Source organism: Sphingobacterium sp. ML3W, assembly GCF_000747525.1.
In the GTDB taxonomy this organism is placed as follows: Bacteria; Bacteroidota; Bacteroidia; order Sphingobacteriales; family Sphingobacteriaceae; genus Sphingobacterium.
Genome location: NZ_CP009278.1, coordinates 5236483 through 5256950 on the forward strand (window position 1 = coordinate 5236483; position 20468 = coordinate 5256950).

The 20468-nt window shown below is 38.5% G+C and carries 15 protein-coding genes; 2 read left to right on the top strand and 13 right to left on the bottom strand.

The window, feature by feature from the left end:
- The first annotated feature begins 6 nt into the window (after positions 1-6).
- Together KO02_RS22270 and KO02_RS22275 are read left to right on the top strand one after the other, a co-directional pair.
- The gene (locus tag KO02_RS22270) at positions 7-1311 is read left to right on the top strand and encodes a hypothetical protein (protein WP_144243394.1); all 1305 of its coding nucleotides are present in this window, start codon (positions 7-9) and stop codon (positions 1309-1311) included.
- A 48-nt stretch (positions 1312-1359) separates the two neighbouring features.
- Positions 1360-2310, top strand: a complete 951-nt coding sequence (locus KO02_RS22275) for a hypothetical protein (RefSeq protein WP_051960219.1) — start codon at positions 1360-1362, stop codon at positions 2308-2310.
- Between the two features lie 919 nt (positions 2311-3229).
- Here KO02_RS22275 and KO02_RS22285 read toward each other — a convergent pair.
- From KO02_RS22285 to nuoF, 13 genes are all read right to left on the bottom strand, one after another.
- Positions 3230-4336 carry an NAD(P)-binding domain-containing protein gene (locus tag KO02_RS22285; RefSeq protein WP_038701803.1) on the bottom strand — a complete coding sequence of 369 codons (1107 nt, stop codon included), beginning with the start codon at positions 4334-4336 and terminating at the stop codon, positions 3230-3232.
- Positions 4337-4606: 270 nt separating this feature from the next.
- A complete protein-coding gene (locus tag KO02_RS22290; protein ID WP_038701804.1) occupies positions 4607-7096 on the bottom strand; it encodes a TonB-dependent siderophore receptor in 2490 nt (829 codons plus the stop codon).
- A 286-nt stretch (positions 7097-7382) separates the two neighbouring features.
- Entirely contained in the window at positions 7383-8156 is a 774-nt protein-coding gene (locus KO02_RS22295; RefSeq protein WP_038701805.1) for an enoyl-CoA hydratase-related protein, read from the bottom strand.
- Positions 8157-8160: 4 nt separating this feature from the next.
- The gene (locus tag KO02_RS22300) at positions 8161-10686 is read right to left on the bottom strand and encodes a DUF5686 family protein (protein WP_038703224.1); all 2526 of its coding nucleotides are present in this window, start codon (positions 10684-10686) and stop codon (positions 8161-8163) included.
- A gap of 140 nt (positions 10687-10826) precedes the next feature.
- The gene (locus tag KO02_RS22305; protein WP_038701806.1) at positions 10827-12206 is read right to left on the bottom strand and encodes an NADH-quinone oxidoreductase subunit N; all 1380 of its coding nucleotides are present in this window, start codon (positions 12204-12206) and stop codon (positions 10827-10829) included.
- A gap of 36 nt (positions 12207-12242) precedes the next feature.
- A complete protein-coding gene (locus tag KO02_RS22310; RefSeq protein ID WP_038701807.1) occupies positions 12243-13688 on the bottom strand; it encodes a NuoM family protein in 1446 nt (481 codons plus the stop codon).
- 25 nt (positions 13689-13713) lie between these two features.
- Positions 13714-15633 carry an NADH-quinone oxidoreductase subunit L gene (gene nuoL, locus KO02_RS22315; RefSeq protein WP_038701808.1) on the bottom strand — a complete coding sequence of 640 codons (1920 nt, stop codon included), beginning with the start codon at positions 15631-15633 and terminating at the stop codon, positions 13714-13716.
- Between the two features lie 33 nt (positions 15634-15666).
- Positions 15667-15996: an NADH-quinone oxidoreductase subunit NuoK gene (nuoK, locus tag KO02_RS22320; protein WP_038701809.1), complete on the bottom strand. Its 330-nt coding sequence runs from the start codon at positions 15994-15996 to the stop codon at positions 15667-15669.
- Complete coding sequence (locus KO02_RS22325; RefSeq protein WP_038701810.1) at positions 15996-16493, bottom strand: NADH-quinone oxidoreductase subunit J; 498 nt, start codon at positions 16491-16493, stop codon at positions 15996-15998. The genes nuoK and KO02_RS22325 overlap by 1 nt, the downstream gene beginning before the upstream one ends.
- Positions 16494-16503: 10 nt before the next feature.
- A complete protein-coding gene (locus KO02_RS22330; RefSeq protein ID WP_038701811.1) occupies positions 16504-17016 on the bottom strand; it encodes a NuoI/complex I 23 kDa subunit family protein in 513 nt (170 codons plus the stop codon).
- Positions 17017-17028: 12 nt separating this feature from the next.
- Positions 17029-18069, bottom strand: a complete 1041-nt coding sequence (nuoH, locus tag KO02_RS22335; protein WP_038701812.1) for an NADH-quinone oxidoreductase subunit NuoH — start codon at positions 18067-18069, stop codon at positions 17029-17031.
- A 1-nt stretch (position 18070) separates the two neighbouring features.
- Positions 18071-19084: a 2Fe-2S iron-sulfur cluster-binding protein gene (locus tag KO02_RS22340; protein WP_038701813.1), complete on the bottom strand. Its 1014-nt coding sequence runs from the start codon at positions 19082-19084 to the stop codon at positions 18071-18073.
- A 27-nt stretch (positions 19085-19111) separates the two neighbouring features.
- Positions 19112-20467 (bottom strand): NADH-quinone oxidoreductase subunit NuoF, encoded by a 1356-nt coding sequence (nuoF, locus tag KO02_RS22345; RefSeq protein WP_038701814.1) that lies wholly within the window; start codon positions 20465-20467, stop codon positions 19112-19114.
- Position 20468 lies beyond the last annotated feature (1 nt).

Here is a 20468-nt window from a genome sequence, read left to right on the forward strand (position 1 = left end):
TTTTGAATGAGAATATTTTTAATGTACTTTTCTTTTCTTCTTCTTTTATTAAGCTGTAAGAATGAACCAATATTATCCCTTGAAGACAAGGAGACTAATATTAAATCGATCAAAGCTGACTTTGAAAAGAAAACTGGTTACCAACAAACTGATTCTTTTTTTGTCAATTCAAGTTTTAAATCGGTTATTGACTGGAATACATTTTATGAAATCGGAAAAGATACACTTTATGTAAAAATTAAAGTATTAGATAGACTTGAGGTTTTAGTTGCAGATTCAACAAGAATCCTTCTTAATGACAATGTTTGGATAAGAGGAACAAGAAATGGGGAAGAATGGAAATATAGTGTCCTTACTTTTATACCAAGTTCTAAAGCAGCAAATTATAGTGGAGCAATAATCTCTAAATCTGTACAGAGTGGGGCACAAAATATTTCATTCTACGAATCAAATGTGAAAGTGTCTAGAGAGATGGTGAAAAAAGCTGGAAAAGCACCTGCAATGCCAACCAATTGTGTTTATGGATATATTAATGGATACTTAAATGAAATCTCTTGTTCAGGTGGCGGATCTAGCGGAGATGAAAATAATTCAACTTATCCAGGAGATCCCAGAGATTATCAAAATTTTCCACCCTCAGGAGGCGGTGGTGGAGGTACCGGTGGAGACGGTACAGTTCCAACTTATAATGAAGTGCCAGATAATCCTGATAAAGAAATTATTGATGCTTTACAAGGATTTCCTTGTGCTCAGGAAGTATTAGCAAAATTACCTAACTTAGAAAATAAAATTTCAACGTGGTTGAATAGCGTATTTAAAAATAGTAGCGATTTTAATATTACATTTTCTGTGGATGCTAGTTTAGCAGGTACTTCCACTGACGGATATCACACGTCATATGGAAATTTGAATAAGCAAACTCATAATATTAAATTAAATCCCGACATTCTTAAAAATTCATCTCAGGAATATATAGCTGCAACAATGTTTCATGAAGCATTACATGGATTTTTAAATAATGAAAAAACTAAATTATTAATGGAAGGTAAATTACACCAATTTGGGATATTATATCCTGGATGGACATCTACTACAGTTGGGGGGCGGGAAAGATTCGCTAATGACCATTCTAGTTTAGGCACAGAATTGGTGAATCTTTCTCAAGCGATAAAATCATTTAGCCCTAATATGAGCAATTATGATGCAATGGCTATTGCAAAGGGAGGTATAATAATCAATATGGATCAAGTTGAATCAGGTATAAATAAAGGTCATAGAAAAGGAGAATCTGGAACACGTTGTAATAAATAATTATGTTCAATTCTTTTATCGTTTTATAATCTATGAAATTAACAAATTATGAGCAACAAATTATTAAAAATTGAAAAGCTGAAAATTTTCTCTTTTCTACTTTATTTCGCCATATATTTTCAAAGTGTTGGACAAACCAAATACTTTGTATTAGAAAATAATACTAAGGATTTCGAGGTATCTCGCTTTACAATGAATACACAATCTCTTTACGGAATTAATAGAGAGGTCATATTATTTAATTTGTTAAAAAAAGAAGACACATTGATTGGTGAAGACGGAAAATTGAACGGTCAATCAGATTACAATATTATATTATTTTCAATATTACCAAATCTAACCGGAAAAGAAGATTGGGAGAAAATCGATGTTGATACAATACAATCTTCATTCATCACATTAGATGAATTAGAGCAACTTCATACAAAAAACTCCTTATCATATTTTAATAATGTTGTGAAGGACACAACAAAATACTTTAATACTTATAAAATCATAGTAAAAAAGGAAAATAATTACTACGTACCCAAATTTTGTTTATTACAATTTTATTCTGTCAGAAATCGACCACATGTTTTCACAAATGTGTATGGAACGATTAATACTGAAGATTCGAGATACACCATTATTGAATTTGAAAAAATATTTAAAGAAACATATCCAAGATTGGATTTCCCTTTAAATAGAATAGATAAAGAACCCTTATCTTTCATGGACTGGACTAGAGATAGAAAAGAATATTTGTCGAAGAAATTCACGCTAAAGAATAACTTGATTGGTTATCAGTTTTGGACCTACATAGATTGGACTAAACATGATTTTCAGTATGACTTTGAACGGGGTATTGATCGTTTTCTATATTTGCCAGGTAAAGGGATTATTGGTGGTTCATTTGACTTCTATTTTTACTTTCATAGAAAGAAATTGCCGATTAAATACAGTGATTTCATCCAAAATATAAAGGAAGAAAAACTAATGATAGCAGATAGTTTTAAATAAAAAACTAACCACCCTCACAGAGCCTCCCAAAGGCATTAAGTGAGGTGGTTATTAAACTAATTAAATTAGTTAAAATGCTAAATAAAATAGTTGTATAAAATACTTCCATCAGGTATTATAAGCAATATAAAAATACAAGAGTTGTCTAATCTGGCCAAATTACAAAACAAGAGCTGAGCTTTTGCTGGTCTGATTACACACTTTTTTGTAAAACTGAAAATAAAAAACTTACTTAACCCTACAATAACCGTGTTTTTGACCCTATATTTGTCATAAGGCATACGTTCTACCTCTGCATTGATGCACTTTACCTTCGCGTTCATGCATCCTGCCTTCGAGTGCATGCATTCTGACGGCAGTATCCCACGAAGTGTGTAAACTTGATTTAACTGTGTTTCAATCTATCTTTAACCATAATACTAAATTGCCCTTATAACAACCCTCAGTTGGCGAGTGGTCTATTCCACATCATGGTAGGTGAGATTTGATGTTTATCATCGCAGAATTATCATCTTATTGTCAAGGTGATTCTGTGTTGTAACAATTGTATCCGATGCCCCGTTATATCAGTTCATAATTTAGGTTTATAATTGGTTAGTAAAACTCCTGTCGCTCCCCGCTTCAGGAGTTTTCTTATTTTTTAGAACAAATGTAGTGGTCAACTCCATTATATCTCTATTGCGGGTAACCAACACTCTTGGGTGCACGACAGAATTCTATAAAATTTGTTGACCGCAACTATTTAATCTATCTTTTGATGCTTTTTTAATGACAATATGTTGTAAATAAGTGAACCGTATTATGATAGAAAGCAACACAGCGAATAGCCAAGGTAAGGTTTAATACCGAATGAACTTAATAAAGACATCGCTCAAGAGGAGAAGGTTTCAAAAGTGATTAATAGTGGAATTAGCTCATTTTATAACTTTAAATAAGACACCAACTCGCGAGCTGCCGCACCTCCTGCACGATTGGCACCAATAGTAGATGCCGATGGTCCATAACCTATTAAATGTATTCGTGGATCTTTGGTCACCTGTGTCGCTAATCTTCCTGTCATCTCGATTCCGCCTTTATCATTGATTAAACTTAATGGCGCAAGATGATCTAGGGAATGTCGAAAACCTGTATTCCAAAAAATAACATCTGCATCCAATGTTTTTCCATCCTTCCAACTCACACCTCTTTCAATAATCTCATCGAACATAGGTTTGCGATCTAAGATACCTCTTTGCAACATTTCTTCAATAGCCGGCGTCAGGGGCAATCCCGTTACGGAGACAACTGAACTTGGAGGCAACCCTTCGCGTACCCTTTTTTCAACTTGAGCAACTGCCTCACGTCCAATTTCTGGTGTAAAATCACCCTTGACAAAATCGACCGAGCGACGAGCGACCCAAGTAGTCTGTGTGACTTTGGAAATCTCTCCTAACAACTGGATTGCCGAAATGCCACCACCTACAACAATGACATGTTTGCCAATAAATTCTTCAGCATGATGGTATTCACCTGTATGCAATTGTCTACCCTGGAATTTTTCCCACCCTGGATATCTTGGACAATTTGGAGTTTTCCACGTACCTGTAGCATTGATAAATCCACGCGCATTGAATTGAACACCATTGGTGTGGATAAGAAATCGTCCATTTCGTTTCGTTACTTCCCTCACCCGTACAGGACGAACTACGGGTAAACCAAATGATTTCTCGTACTGTTCATAGTATTTAGGAAGCGCTATATTTGCTTGCAAAGTGACATCGTTCGTATTTACAGCATCTGCGAATCCCATTCCTGGGAGGTCATTTATTCCATTGACATTGTCCAACGTCAAAGAGTCCCACCGGTGTTGCCAAGCTCCACCTGGGGCAAACTCATCATCCAATACCACAAAACCCTTTCCCGGCTCTATCCCCGCTTTTTTAAGATGATATGCAGCAGATAGACCTGCTTGACCTGCACCAATGACAACAATATCTACCTTGTAGAAAAAATCTGGACGAATTTGTAGGTTTTTATCAGCTTCCATAATGATAAATTTTATAGGACTAGCTTCCTTATTGTTTTAGGACTTATCCGGCTAACGACAAGATACTAATTGTATCATTATATTGCCTATTCCTATTAGGAAAAATTTAAATAAGTCGATTGATGCAAAATCAAGAGTTCAAATGTTGATAGAAAAATGTAACGCAATAAAAAAGACCGCATCAAAATTTAGTTTTGATGCGGTCTTTTTTATTTAAAATCATGGATTAAGTCAATAAGACTTTATCCGTATATAGTCAATGTAAAGCGACTAAAACTTATAATTCAACGAGAATGCAACATTGCGCGGATCAATCTGGTTGATGTAACCACCACGGAAGTATGAATTTAATCCAACCTCGTCCGTAATATTATTGATGAACAATTTGGCATCGAATTGTCTCCATCTATATCCTACTTGCGCATTTAATGTCGTATACGCTGGCATGTCAAATGGTTTTATACCTGCGTTATAAGTATGTCCATCATATTTCGTGCTGTACTCATTGATAGGACGTTCGCCCACATAATAAACGCCTGCACTCAAACTCAGATTACGCAATGCACCTTTATTGACGACATATTGTACCCACGCATTAGCGGTGTTTTTAGGAGCATTCATCGGTGCCGAGCCATTCACATAGGATGGCGAGTTCTCATAACGTGCATCGAGATAAGCATAGCCTAACATCACGGTCAAATTTTCCAGAACACGTCCATTCAACTCGGCCTCGATACCTTCACGAACCAAGTCTCCTGCCTTAAAGTATAAGCCTGTTGGGTCGCTGGAATTCGGTGCATACTCGGCATTGGTCAAGTTGGACGTATTGATATGAAAATACGTCAAATTGAAACGTAAACGATTGTTGATCCAATCTGACTTGATTCCTCCTTCAAACTGTGCTGTAGTAGAAGCTCCTGCTGTACCTCCGTCCACCATAGGGTTGGCCGCACTTCGCAGGTTGGTCGAATTTGTATAAGACCCGAAGACAGTGAAGTTCTCAAATGGTGTTACGATAACTCCTGCCATTGGATTCCACGCAGATTCGCGTTTCTGGCCATTGGAAACAAAATCTTTCGTGATGATCTCGGAATAACGTAAACCTAATACCGCTTTGAAATACTTATTGAACTCGATGACATCCTGTGCCATAAAACCAATTGATGAATAATAGCTACGTACGGGATCTTTTGGTGTATAAGCGATCTTGTATCCTTGGCGGTCTACGCCCAATGAATCGACATAACCTACTTGGGTCAGGTCATTGGTCCAATCGCCATGAACATCAATAATGTCAATATAGGTTTGCTTTTGTTGCGCTTGGGTCAACAGCACATTTTTTTCTAAAGGACTAAACTTAGAACCAAAAGCCGTAGTCGAAGCATCCGCAATACGGTAATCTACACCCGCCTGTACCATATGCTTTACTTTACCGGTATAGAGATCCTGTCCGATTAAATCAAACTGGAACGTCGTGTTCTTATCGTCGCGAAGACTCTTATTCATCGTACGCGTAAACGTATTGTATTGCTTAGCATCATCGGCAATCAAACCTGCAGCGGTAGATTGATTGTCCACTTGATAAGAAGACTTTGCTATGGAAGCACGAATAGACCAACGATCGGTCAGTTCATGGTTCATCTGCGCCATAAAACTATTCATCGCCGTATTGTTGTTGTCCGAATCAAATCCTAAAAAACGATCATTGGGCAATACATATAAGGCATTGACATCTTGCTTAGGATTCAGGTTTACGGCTGATGTAACGGGTGTACGATTATCATTGAAGTAATCTCCTTCCAATGTAATGGTTGTTTTTTCACTCGGTTTCCAGGTTAAAGATGGGTTGATATAAACACGGTTTGATTGTAAACCTTTACGGTAACTATCGCCTCTTTCATAAGCACCGTTCATACGGAAAGCGACCGTTTGTTTTTTATCTAAAACGGTTTGGAAATCAAAAGTCGGACGGAACTGTCCCCAGCTACCCACACGAACACCTACTTCACCCTTATTTTCAAATTGCGGTGTTTTGGTTACCACATTGATCACACCTCCTGCATTACCAATATCGGTGATCACGCCTTGCGTGACTGCAGCAGATCCTTTGATCATCTGTATCGATTCGACCCCTTGCATATCCACAACTCCCGAAGCAGTCTGGAACTGAGAATCCATACGCACCCCGTTTTTCAATACAGGTACCCCACGGAAACCACGGGTTGATAACGATTCTTTCACACCTCCATAAGAACCAAATAAGGTAACTCCGGGTATATTCTTAACGGCATCTGTCAAAGTCAAGATACCTTGATCTTGAATCACTTTACTGGAAATGACAGAAATACTTTGGATTTGATCGGATGGTTTTAAGGGCATTCGCGTGATCATCTCTAATCCTTTCGGCTTTTTATGACGTTCGCCAAATACTTCTATCTCATCCATCTCTTGTTCACCTTTAACCAGTACAATTGCTTTTAATACAATTTCCGCATTATTTACATCGTATTCATGCGCTATGGTACTCGTTTGATATCCCATATAAGAGAAGCGAATAACCGTGTTACGGTCAACTCCATCCAGTCTAAAGTGTCCCTTATGATCTGTTCTTATCGTTTTATCACCAATGGTTACGGTGACTGCACTGAGTGGGTTTTGATTAGCATCTACAACTTTTCCTTTTATTACACCTGAGGTCTGAGCATATGCACTAGCTCCGATTAAAAGTGAAGAAGCTGCAGTAAGTAAGTATTTGTTCATTTCGATAGTCTTGGAATTTATCTTTAATTAATCTAAATAGATTGCAACAAAGGTATTAAAAATCCTTATTTAGAACAATTAAAAATAAAGATTATCCGAACAAAGAGTTTATTTAACTGAAAATGAGTAAAATCAGTTTACTAGATAGGAAACACAACTTAAAAAAGTTGACTGAGAATCAAGATGAAAATAAAAGGTCTATCGCTATAAGGGGTATAGTCAAATGGCCTTGATTAGTGGCGTCATATAGCTGGTAATCAAGGCCAAATACAGTTTTTATGTGGCATTAGAAGTTCGGTTTTCTTTTTTTTAAGAAAGCATCAACGCCTTCTTTAAAGTCTGCTGTTAAAAAGAGATCGGAGAAATGTGCAATCTCGACCTCATAGCCCGTTCTTTTACCAAAATCAAATGCATTTACCGCATCAATAGCTGCTGCCACCGCCGTACTTGATCTAGAGAATATACGTTGGAGTACGGATACAGACCTATCGAGCAATTCGTCGGCGGGCACTACTTCATTGATCAATCCGATTCGAGAACCCTCTTCGGCGGTAATCATATCTGCAGTGAGTATCATTTGCAAAGCTCTTCCGCGGCCCACCAATTGGGTTAATCTTTGCGTTCCGCCATAGCCTGGCAACAGTCCTAAAGAAACCTCGGGGAGTCCTAATTTTGCATTTTCAGATGCAAATCGCATATGACAAGCCATCGCTAATTCCAGTCCACCTCCCAGAGCAAAACCATTAATAGCTGCGATAATCGTCTTTTTCGAGTTTTGGATCAATTCCGTGAAAATATAGTGACCTCTTTCCGAAAGATCTTTTGCATCGGCATGTTCCAGAGCTATAAATTCTTTAATATCCGCACCTGCAATAAAAGCTTTTTCACCAGCTCCTGTGATGATAGCTCCTTTTACTAGCGCATTTTCCTTTACAGCTATTAGCACAACTTCAAGTTCGTCAAGAGTCTGCTGATTCAAGGCATTTAATGCGGGAATTCTATTTATCGTAATAAATGCGATATTATTTTCAACTCGGTACAAAAGATTTTGAAATTCCATAATGCTAAAAATTTAAATGAAGAGATACTCCGTACGTATCTCGGGATACGTTAGGGTAATTCAGATAGGTTAACCGTCTTTTATATTCAACTCTAAATATTTTAAAAATATTATCAATCCCTACGATACCCTCCATGTAAGGTTGATTACCCATTACGCGGGTTTTATCCAATCCTTCATCATCACGATCAAACTGAATGAGGTCGGTATTGATATTTGGGTTATTATGATCACTCAATTTTCCATAATAAAATTTAAATCCAGTTACCTCCCGCCATTTCAAGCGCTGTAATAAAGGTATTCGATTAAATATATAGCCATCCCAATGGTGATAGTAGGCAAATTTGATAAAACGATCGGCCACAAACTCCATATTTGATATTAAATCAAAATTTTGCAATGGCCCTGACTTATCCGCTTGTATATCGGGCATTTCTAATATAGGGTAATAAAGTGTTCCCCAAAGCTTACCCGCACTTAATTCCACATCTGCAGTTCCAGCTGGCGACATCAATATGCGTTTAAAAATTTTGACCCGTAATGCATCATAACGTTGATTAGCACTCCAAAAACCATCTAAACCTTTATTATACTGCAAAGATAGAATTGGAAACTTGTTTCTTATCGGGGTTCGTTCTAAGTTGCGGTAGTAGAATTGCTCTCCTGGAGCCCATCTCAACTTAATCTGAATATCGTTGGTATTAATACCGGCAAGCGTATCTGGTGAAATACCCCCTGTGACAAATGAAAGGGTGCCTGCTGTTGCTCGCTCATGTCGCGTAATGGCTGTGCTAATGCTAACGTGATTGCCGAACTCGATCAGGTGCTCGAGTTTAAAAATATCATTTCTTAACCATTTCGTGGGTTTATTTTTTCGGAACGATTGAAAAAAGCCATCTCCTTTCAAATAGCTTAAGCCACGCCCTGGTTCCATAACATCATGCTGTATTGTTGCCGAAAGGTAATGCGCAGGAAACTGGACAATTGATTTTCCATTTAGGGTATGGGCAACATTCAAATAGTACTTTAACTCTTGATCTTTGGTACCGTATGCGGCATAGCCTTCTAAAAAAAACTTATCCGATAACAGTTCTGTTGTACGTCCACCTAACCGAATCCTACTTCCTTCTATCTCATTAAAACTATAGGTATACTCTAATGGTCCAAATTCAAATTTGCCCACATTGTAATAACTTTTTGCTAAAAAATAACCTACTGCCATTAAGCGATTAATGGACTTCATATCCGATAATGAATCAATATTGGTATAGGTATTAGCCTCGGTTTTTGTCAACGGAACGACCCTTACTTTATCCCATATAATGGAATCTTTATTTTCAAGGTAGCGCTTCTCAATTGGAATACCCGCAAAAATGACGTCATCAATAGGGTCATCTTTGTATTTCGAAAAATAGGTCTCTTTCTTTCCATATAATGCATTCCCTTTAGTAGTACCGAACAAAATCTGGAGATTGGCTCGTTTAGGCAACATCTGCCCCGCTGGGTGCTTCTCAAATTCTAAGCCGACATTGATGGCATTCACCCAATTGATATTTGCTTCTTCTCCGAGTTGCATATCGGCATGGTAGACGGCATAGCGATCATCATCGGAAACCCATAGTGACCCCTTAAAAAGTACATCCATTTTTGATTTTGCTTCAAATCCCAACTCGATAAAACGTAATCCTTGATGTACTATGGTGTCTTTAATTGTATACTTATAATAGGTAGGTGCATTGCCTGCAATGGGGCTTAAAAAGGTTTTACTAATGAGCTGAATATTATTCTCATAAAGATCAATATCTCGAAATTGATCTTGAAAATAGCTCTGGATATTGGCATTGTTAATATAGCGCTTGTTCAGCTCCGTTACCTGATGCCCTATAATTATTTTTTTCTTGCGGGAAGGCTTGAATGTAGAATATACCTCTGATACATTTTCTTCTAGATAAAAGGGTAGAATGGAGCTCCCGGGTATGCTTAAGGTATCTTTATTCTCAAATAAGAACCGCAACTTACTTGGTAACTTATTCGTCTTTACTTTTAAATCTATGGTTCCAAACTGTGATTTTTCATATTCTTCGTATTGGATCTGCTTTAATCTAGAAATATGATTCGCATCCTTATGTGCGATTACCTTTTCGATCAACGCAAGCGCAGGATCTTTATATTTCTTACTCTTACGCTCCACAAGAACTTCTCCAATATGAGTATTCTTCGCAAAAAGTAAAATATTCAGAACGGAATCTTTGGTGACATTTAGATCTACTATTTTTGCTTCATATCCGACTGCTCGAAAAACAAGCTGATCAAACTCTAATCGCAAGAAGAGATTAAAATTCCCTAATGTATCGGCCGAAGTTCCAGCCGTATTACCACTCCACGAAATACTGGTTAAAGGAATTCCTTTACCCGTATGACCATCGATCACTTGACCTTTTATATTTCGTTGTGCAAAACCTAGGCTTGTTAAAATACCCAGCACAACAGCAATAATAAATAGTCTTTTTATTGTAGTTATAATCGGCATTTTTAACATCATGAATATCAGCAATTACTTATTCTATTGACAATATACAATTTGTCTTTAAATTACAAGGCATGAAATTAAAAATAAAAATGCATCGTTTATTCAAACGATGCATCTCCTATATTTACTTATTACTCCGTCTAAATTAACTGCATCAGGCAATTTGGGTAGACACCAATTAAAATGGTCAGAACGGTGGTTACAACAAAGAGAAAAACATAATTGCCGTTTATAGCGACCGGCTTATCTTCGCCAGTCCTGAAGTACATCGCGACAACAACCTTTAAATAATAATATACGGCAATTGCTGCATTTAAGACAGCAATCAGCAACAGTACAATATGATACTGCTCCATCACAGCACTGAACATCATGAATTTACCAATAAAACCAGCTGTCAAGGGAATCCCTGCTAAAGAAAGCATCGCTATGGTCATTACAGCTGCTAAATAGGGGTTCTTTTTCGCCAGTCCATTGAATGATTCGAAATGATCTGAACCAATTGTCCTTTTCACTAGAATCAGTCCTGCAAAAGCCGTTAATGTTGCCAATGAATAGGCTGCACCATAAACGAAAACAGCATTTGCTGAATCCGGACCTGCAGCAACAACTGCAAATAATAGGTAACCAGCATGCGAAATACTGGAATAAACCAACATACGCTTAAAAGATGATTGCATTAAGGCTGAAAGATTACCAATAAATAAGGTCAATACGACAACGCCCAAGAAAATCGGTGTCCAGAAATCTTGTAAAGGTAAAAGTGAAAAGGTAAACAACCTCAATAATCCCGCAAAGGAGGCTATTTTAACAACAGTACTCATAAAGCTCGTAATCAAGATAGGGGCACCGTCATAAACGTCCGCAGTCCAGAAATGGAAAGGAGCAGCACCTACTTTGAATATCAGACCGATCATCATCAAAAGTACACCGCCATAGAACAAGGGGGATACTTGATCTGGATGATCGACGACATAATGTTTGATTTCTTCAAGGTCAAATGATCCAGATGCACCGTATAATAAGGTGATACCAAAAAGTAAAAAACCGGTAGAAAAGGCGCCCATAATGAAGTATTTCAGAGCAGCCTCATTGGACGCAAGATCTTTTTTACGTATGCCTACTAGAATATAAAGTGCAACAGACATAATCTCTATCCCTAAAAACAGCAGGGCTAGGTTATGATAACTATTGACTAGGACTGCTCCTAGTAAAGAGAATAATAATAACGTATAATATTCGGCCACATGATCGCTAGAAGAAGTGAAATACCCCTTTGAAAGTACTAGAACGAGTATGGTTACAACGGTACAGAGTACCGAAAAAGCTATTGCGTAATGATCGAATAAGATCATCCCGTTATACAAAGGGTTTGCTTCAACTGTCCAATCTCGGACCAATAAGCCTACCACAACGAGTAAACCCACTATAGACACCGGTAATAATGCTTTGTTTGCTTTAAATAATCCTAAATAAAGTACCAATAATGCTAATATTGATAATGTAATAATCGCCCCCATAATCGAATCTATTATTCGTAAAGTTTAAGTCTGTAATTATCTTCCTAAGAACGTAGCCAAGATGGACACGGACGCTGAAGAAATATGCAATAAGCTGTTTGGAAAAATTCCTAAATAAATAATTAATGCCGAGATAATCACTAAGGTATACAGTTCGACTCCCGCAATATCACTGAAGTTTTCTGTACGCTCTGAAGTAGTTCCCAACATGGTTTTTTGATATAATCGGAGCATATATACTGCCGCTAAAATAAGTGTCAAGCCACCAAAAACAGCATACCAAACACCATATTCGTAAATTCCTTTGAGCAATAAAAATTCGCCAATAAACCCATTTGTCAATGGCAGACCAATGGCGCCCATGATAATGATTAAAAAAACTAGGGCTAAGCGTGGCGCCTTTTTAGCGATGCCGCCCAAATTCCTTAAGTCTCGTGAGCCTGTTCGGTCCTGAATGATATCGAGCACAAAAAATAATCCGACAACAGATATACCATGGTTCACCATCTGCATCATAGCACCACTCAGGCCTGTGATATTCCATGCAAAAACTCCGGCACTGATCAACCCAACGTGAGCAATTGAAGAGTAAGCGATAACGCGTTTGGTATCTTGCTGTTGAATGGCGATGATGGATGCATAAACTACTGCGAAGACACACAAAATCATAACCAATTGACCGTAGCTAGCGGCGGCCTCTGGCACCACTGGCAAAAGCCAACGCATCAAACCATATACGCCCATCTTCAGCATAATACCGGCTAGTAGCATCGTTCCTGCTGCTGGTGCATGCGTATAGGTATTAGGCTGCCACGTATGAAAAGGAAAAATAGGTATCTTAATAGCAAAAGCAATAAAAAAGGCCCAAAATATCCAACGTTGTGTAACCGCATCCAAATCGAGTGAAACAAATGAGTGCCATTCAAAATCATTGGTCGCGACCTGCTGGTGCAGGTATAAAATGGCGACCAGCATAAGTAAGCTACCGAGAAATGTGTAGATGAAAAATTTTAAGTTGACGCGGATGCGATCTCCATCGCCCCATAATGCGCATATAAAATAAATCGGAATCAAAGCAACCTCCCAACCAACATAAAATGTAAAGGCGTCCAGCGCTGAAAAAACCAACATCAACCCACTTTGCATGAAAAACATCAGTGCATAAAAATTACCCTTAAAGGGTTTTCTAAAAGTCGTCAGTACAATGAGTGGAACCAAAACATTGGTCAACACCAATAATGGTAAACTAATCCCGTCGATTCCAATATGAAAATTTACACCTAAAGCAGCAATCCATGGATATGACTGCTCATAATTAAAGTCACCTGAAGCATCGAATTGACAAATAAAAGGAACTGTCAGACCCAACGTGATCAAAGACAAAATCAGTGCTGCTTTTTTTGCTATTGCATGTTGACATACAAATAGTAAAAATAAAGCACCAATAATAGGAGTTAAAATAAGTAAAAATAGGTTATCCATTGATGATCAAATAGCTATTACAATGTTAAAAACTCAATAAACCGTATATAAAGATGGCAATCGCTCCAACGACCATCAGTAAAAGATAGAAACCAACATTTCCACTTTGTAAAAGACGAACTCCTTTTCCTGTCATAAAGGACGATTTGCCAATCCCGTTGACCAAACCATCAATCCCTAAATCATCGACAACTCTTGCGAAAAATACCGATAACCTATTGATTGGTTTTACGAGCAATCGATCATAGATTTCATCGACATAAAATTTATGATAAGAAAGCTTAGCTAGACCAGTTCTTTCAACTTGATCATGTTCTGGTACGACGGCCTGCCTTACATATTTATTGTACGCGACAAATGCCATAACCAAAACGCCAACGATAGACACTCCCATCAACATGTACTCGGTACTATGTGTAATCGTATGTGCGTGCTGTAGATTTGCACCGTCAACAAACACGGGCGACAGGAAGTTTGCCAACCAGGCATTACCTCCCAAAGCTTCAGGAAGATTGAGTACACCACCGAAAATAGACAACACGGCCAATACAATCAAAGGAAGGGTCATGGAGGTTGGAGATTCGTGTACATGCTGCTTTTGTTCTTCACTTCCTCTAAACGTGCCAAAGAAAGTCAAATAAATCAATCTGAACATATAGAAAGAAGTCATCAAAGCTCCTATGAACCCCAAAACCCAATAAATCGGATTTGCAGCAAAAGCATGTGCTAAAATTTCATCTTTAGAGAAAAAGCCCGAAAAAGGTGGGATTCCGGAAATGGCGATGGTGCCAATCATCATCGTTATATAGGTAATAGGCAAAGCTTTTTTTAAACCGCCCATTTTTCGCATATCCTGCTCATTGCTCATACCATGGATAACGGATCCCGCACCTAAGAATAATAAAGCTTTAAAAAATGCGTGTGTCAATACATGAAAAAATGCTCCTGTGAATGCACCTACTCCTAATCCTAAAAACATATACCCTAACTGGGAAACCGTTGAATAGGCTAAGACCTTCTTGATATCATTCTGTGTCAATGCTGTAGCAGCAGCAAACAATGCTGTGCAGACACCTATTACCGCGATTATCTGGAGTGTCAAAGGAGAAAGTATGAATAAAATATTAGAACGCGCAATCATGTAAATTCCTGCAGTTACCATGGTTGCCGCATGGATCAATGCTGAAACGGGTGTTGGTCCAGCCATGGCATCTGGTAGCCATGTAAACAATGGAATCTGGGCAGACTTACCGGTGGCTGCTACAAAAAGTAAGAGTGTAATCGTTAATATGGTCACATCACCTACCGGAAAGTTCTTGGCTGATTGAAATACCGTAGCAAATTCTAAAGAACCAAAAGCACTAAATATAAAGAAGACTGCGAGTAGAAAACCCAAATCTCCAATACGATTCATCACGAAAGCCTTCTTAGCCGCTGCGCCATAATCACTGTTTTTATACCAAAAACCAATAAGTAAGTAAGAACAAAGTCCTACACCTTCCCAGCCGATAAACATGACCAAGTAATTGGACCCCATCACGAGTAGCAACATGAAAAAGATGAAGAGATTCAGGTAAGCAAAATATTTTGCGAAACCTGCATCTTGCTGCATATATCCAATGGAATAAATATGGATTAAAAAGCCTATGCCTGTCACAACAAGTAACATAATCGCACTTAAAGGATCCACCAGAAAGGAAAGTGAAACCTCTAAACTTCCGATTTTAATCCAATCGAAGATATGTTGCGTTATCACACCTGTTTCCCCTAGGGCTCGTGCCTGATAGATAGCTGCAAAAATACTACAACTCAACAGAAAGGAAACAAATACGGTAGCACTACCGATAAAACCTACCAAACTTTTTGAAAGCAATTGTCGACCAAGCCCATTGATCAGGAAACCAATCAAGGGTAATAAAGGAATTAACCAAATTAAATCACGCATAGCTACTATCTTTCTTTTTTTTAATGCTGTAAATTACCATCGAAGTTTATGAAGAGAATCAATATCTACTGACTTCGTATTTCGATATACCATAATAATAATAGCCAAGCCCACCGCCACTTCTGCTGCTGCTAAAGCCATAATAAAGAATACGAAGACCTGCCCTGAAGCATCTCCATGTTGTACTGAAAATGCAGCTAAAAGTAAATTAACGGCATTCAGCATCAATTCTATCGACATCATCATGATGATGACGTTACGACGAATAAGTACTCCGACCACACCAATGACGAAAATTAGGCTGCAAAAAATCAGATAATGATTTATAGGAACACCTTGTAATTGTTGAATTGCTGTTTCCATTATACTTTTCTTGTTTCTTTTTTCGCTAATAAAACTGCTCCAATCATCGCCGTTAATAATAGAATTGAAGACAATTCAAACGGGAGCAAAAACTCTTTAAATAATACCTTTCCCAAATTTTTCACTAACCCAATATCTGGATTTTTGGCGACCAAGGGACTTGATATTTCAAATACACGAAAGGCTCCAAAAAAAACGACTACCATACAACAACCTGCTATCACACCCATCATTTTCACCAATTTTGATTTCATCGGTTCGGTGTCCTTATTGAGATTCAAAAGCATCAATACAAATAAGAAGAGGACCATGATGGCTCCCATATAGACGATGAAATTGACAACTGCTAAGAACTGGGCATTTAATAGAATATAGTGAATGGTAAACGTGAAAAATGTAATTACAAGGTATAAAACGCTGTGCACAGGATTTTTCGTGAAGATGGTCATCAGCGCGAAAAATAGCGATAGAAAGGCAACTAAATAAAAAACAGTCATAGATTTTTGGTTAACTATTCAATTTTGTAATATCAAATTTTGGTTCTACCAATTTATCTTTCCCGTAAATAAAATCTTTACGGAGATAATCGGCCGTCACATGTGGGCCGTCCAAATAAATGGCTTCTTTAGGACAGGCTTCTTCACATAAGCCACAAAAGATGCAACGGAGCATATTGATTTCATATACTGCTGCATACTTTTCCTCTCGGTACAAATGCTTCTCTTCATTTGTACGTTCTGCAGCTATCATCGTGATGGCTTCTGCAGGGCAGGATAACGCACATAACCCACAGGCTGTGCAACGCTCTCGTCCCTCTTCATCACGCTTCAACGAATGTTGCCCTCTAAAATTCTTAGAATATGGTCGCTGCTCCTCCGGATATTTAATGGTCGGTATTTTCTTAAAAAAATGTCTCAAAGTAATCGATAAACCTTTTATGATAGCAGGAAAATAAATCCGCTCCATAAAGTTCATCGGTTTTTGGTCTAATACTTTTTTTCTATTACTTAATGGTTGCATAACTGTTCCCTTCTATGAAAAATATGTATCCTTAATCAATGTAATAATTCCTGTCAAAACAATATTCGCGATAGCTAAGGGGATCAACATCTTCCACCCTAGATTCATCAACTGATCATAACGGAAACGCGGTAAAGTCCAACGTACCCACATAAAGAAGAAGATAAAAGCAAATATTTTAATAAAGAAGGCCAATACTCCTAATATCGTAATCCAATTTTCCGAAAGACCTAAGTCATTCATAAAAGGAAAATTATACCCTCCAAAATATAGAGACGCCATTAACGCTGAGGAGACGAACATATTGATATATTCGGAAAACATGTAGAGTCCCAATTTCATAGACGAATATTCGGTATGATAGCCCCCGACTAATTCAGTCTCACATTCAGGCAAGTCAAAAGGAACACGGTTACACTCTGCGAAGGCACATACCATAAAGATGATAAAACCCAATGGCTGATACCAAATATTCCAATTCACAAAACCAGACTGTTGCGCGACAATCTCTTTCAATGAAAGAGACCCGGTGATCATTAATAATGCGATAATCGATAAACCCATGGCAATTTCATAGCTGATACTCTGTGATGCAGCACGAATAGCACCCATTAGGGAGAATTTATTATTCGACGCCCATCCCCCCAACATGATGCCGTATACGCCCAGCGCTATAACACCAAACATGTACAGGATACCCACATTCACATCTGCAACTTGCAACGATATGACACGATCGCCAATGGTCAACGATTGTCCCCAAGGAATCACTGCAGAACTAACACAGGCCGTGATAATCGCTATTGTCGGTCCTAGAATAAATAATGTTTTATGTGCTCCTGCTGGAATAATCTCTTCTTTAAAGAAAAACTTACCTCCATCACATAATGGTTGTAATAATCCGAAAATACCCGCACGATCTGGACCATAACGATCTTGCATAAAACCAGCTATCTTACGTTCCGCCAAAGTAGAGTACATGGCAATCACTAGTGTGATCACAAAAACTAGGGTTACTAGGGCGAATTTTTCTATGACAAATGACCACTCCATATTATTTCAATTTTTCTGTTCTAGCCAATTGTTCTAAATTTTGTTCCTGCAATACGGGATCGAGTTCGATAACAGCTGGTGGATTAAAGCGTGTGTAATGATTGGATGCAATAACGGATTGGTCGTTGATTGGAGTTGGTTCTTCCAATTTCCAATCTCGGGTTTCCTTTTTATCATAGCGGCAGGTATTACAGATAAACTCCTCAACCTCTCCATACTCATCTTTACGTGCAGTCACCCGTATCACATCTGCCCCTTTATACCATAGGGTCACTTTGCCCGAACAAGTAGGACAATCACGATGTGCATCAACGGGTTTTGTAAACCAAACCCGATTCTTAAAGCGGAAAGTTCTATCCGTCAACGCCCCCACTGGACATACGTCAATTACATTCCCCGAGAAGTCATTCTCAACTACATTCTGGATATAGGTCGAAATTTCGGAATGATCTCCACGTCCAATAATACCGTGTACACGTTTGTCTGTAATCTGATCGGCGACAAATACACAACGATAACATAAAATACAGCGGTTCATATGCAACTGTATTTTATCTCCGATATCGACCCGTTCAAACGTTCTTCTATCAAACTCATAACGGGTCTGGGCAGAACCATGCTCAAAACCTAAATCTTGCAACTTACATTCTCCAGCTTGATCACACACGGGACAATCCAATGGATGGTTGATGAGCAACATCTCGACAATAGCCTTACGTGCATCCACAACATCAGGGGAAGTAATATTCTCGACTTCCATCCCATCCATAACAGTTGTTCGACAGGATGCCACCAATTTGGGCATAGGACGAGGGTCTTTTTCAGATCCCTTTGACACTTTGACTAAGCAAGTACGGCATTTACCTCCTGTACCCTCCAATTTAGAGTAGTAACACATGGCTGGAGGAACAATGTCCCCACCAATTTGGCGTGCCGCATTCAAAATTGTTGTCCCTGGTGCTACTTCAACAGGAATACCATCTATAATAACTTTTAATTTTACCTCTTCTGCCATCTTCGTATCTCGTAAACCACAATCTAATTAAGAAACAACCGGTACTAAAGGATCCGCATAATGTGCCAATCCATAATTACGTATCAAAGCATCCGCTGGATGCTTGATATGCCATTCAAACTCATCTCTGAAATGACGAATAGCAGCTGCCACAGGCCATGCTGCTGCATCTCCTAAAGGACATATGGTATTTCCTTCTATACGCCTTTGGATATCCCAAAGCAATTCTATATCGGACAGATCACCATGTCCATTTTCTATCTTATGCAACACCTTCTCCATCCAGCCGGTTCCCTCGCGACAAGGAGAACATTGACCACAACTCTCATGATGGTAAAAACGACTGAAATTCCAAGTATTGCGCACAATACATTGATCTTCATCAAAAACGATAAACCCACCAGAACCCATAGAAGATCCTGTTTGGAATCCTCCATCAGCCAATGATTCATAGGTCATCAAACGGTTATTGCCATTTGCGGTTTTCAAAATCAAATTGGCCGGTAAAATAGGAACAGATGAACCGCCTGCGACCACAGCTTTCATTTTTTTACCATTGGCGATACCTCCACAATATTCGTCCGAATAAATGAACTCTTCCACTGGAAGACCCAATTCAATCTCATATACACCAGGTTTCACCAAATTTCCACTTGCGGAAATCAACTTAGTTCCTGTGCTCCGCTCAATACCGATCTTTGCATATTCTTCTCCACCATCATTGATTATAGGAACAGTTGCTGCAATCGATTCAACATTATTCACAACCGTAGGACACCCATATAATCCTGCTATAGCGGGAAAAGGTGGCTTTATTCTTGGATTACCTCTTTTACCTTCTAAGGATTCTAATAAGGCCGTTTCTTCACCACAGATATAAGCTCCTGCTCCTGGTTGAACATAAATTTCCAAATCATAACCCGAACCCAATATATTTTTACCTAGAAACCCTGCGGCTTTCGCTTCCTGTATGGCACGTTCCAGAATACGAATCTGTGGCATCATTTCTCCTCTCACATAAATGTAAGACGTATGAGCACCTAATGCATAACTGGAAACGATCATACCTTCTAACAGGGCATGAGGAATATGCGTCATTAAAAAACGATCCTTAAATGTCCCAGGTTCAGATTCATCGCCATTACAGACGAGATAACGAGGAACACCTTCTGGTTTAGCTAAGAAACTCCACTTCATGCCTGTCGGAAAACCTGCTCCTCCCCTTCCTCTGAGACCTGATTTTTTAACTTCTTCGACTACATCATCTGGAGACATTGTTTTGAGTGCTTTTTCCACCGAACGATAACCTCCATTTTGACGGTAAACATCAAAAGTTTGAATCCCTGGAACATCTATATGCGTTAACAAAAGTTTACGTGCCATA

Excerpts from the sequence above, each read along its gene's own strand:
- KO02_RS22270 (WP_144243394.1), top strand. The coding sequence starts at position 7 with ATGAGAATATTTTTAATGTACTTTTCTTTTCTTCTTCTTTTATTAAGC.
- KO02_RS22275 (WP_051960219.1), top strand. The coding sequence starts at position 1,360 with ATGAGCAACAAATTATTAAAAATTGAAAAGCTGAAAATTTTCTCTTTT.
- KO02_RS22285 (WP_038701803.1), bottom strand. The coding sequence starts at position 4,336 with ATGGAAGCTGATAAAAACCTACAAATTCGTCCAGATTTTTTCTACAAG.
- KO02_RS22290 (WP_038701804.1), bottom strand. The coding sequence starts at position 7,096 with ATGAACAAATACTTACTTACTGCAGCTTCTTCACTTTTAATCGGAGCT.
- KO02_RS22295 (WP_038701805.1), bottom strand. The coding sequence starts at position 8,156 with ATGGAATTTCAAAATCTTTTGTACCGAGTTGAAAATAATATCGCATTT.
- KO02_RS22300 (WP_038703224.1), bottom strand. The coding sequence starts at position 10,686 with ATGCCGATTATAACTACAATAAAAAGACTATTTATTATTGCTGTTGTG.
- KO02_RS22305 (WP_038701806.1), bottom strand. The coding sequence starts at position 12,206 with ATGGGGGCGATTATTACATTATCAATATTAGCATTATTGGTACTTTAT.
- KO02_RS22310 (WP_038701807.1), bottom strand. The coding sequence starts at position 13,688 with ATGGATAACCTATTTTTACTTATTTTAACTCCTATTATTGGTGCTTTA.
- nuoL (WP_038701808.1), bottom strand. The coding sequence starts at position 15,633 with ATGCGTGATTTAATTTGGTTAATTCCTTTATTACCCTTGATTGGTTTC.
- nuoK (WP_038701809.1), bottom strand. The coding sequence starts at position 15,996 with ATGGAAACAGCAATTCAACAATTACAAGGTGTTCCTATAAATCATTAT.
- KO02_RS22325 (WP_038701810.1), bottom strand. The coding sequence starts at position 16,493 with ATGACTGTTTTTTATTTAGTTGCCTTTCTATCGCTATTTTTCGCGCTG.
- KO02_RS22330 (WP_038701811.1), bottom strand. The coding sequence starts at position 17,016 with ATGCAACCATTAAGTAATAGAAAAAAAGTATTAGACCAAAAACCGATG.
- nuoH (WP_038701812.1), bottom strand. The coding sequence starts at position 18,069 with ATGGAGTGGTCATTTGTCATAGAAAAATTCGCCCTAGTAACCCTAGTT.
- KO02_RS22340 (WP_038701813.1), bottom strand. The coding sequence starts at position 19,084 with ATGGCAGAAGAGGTAAAATTAAAAGTTATTATAGATGGTATTCCTGTT.
- nuoF (WP_038701814.1), bottom strand. The coding sequence starts at position 20,467 with ATGGCACGTAAACTTTTGTTAACGCATATAGATGTTCCAGGGATTCAA.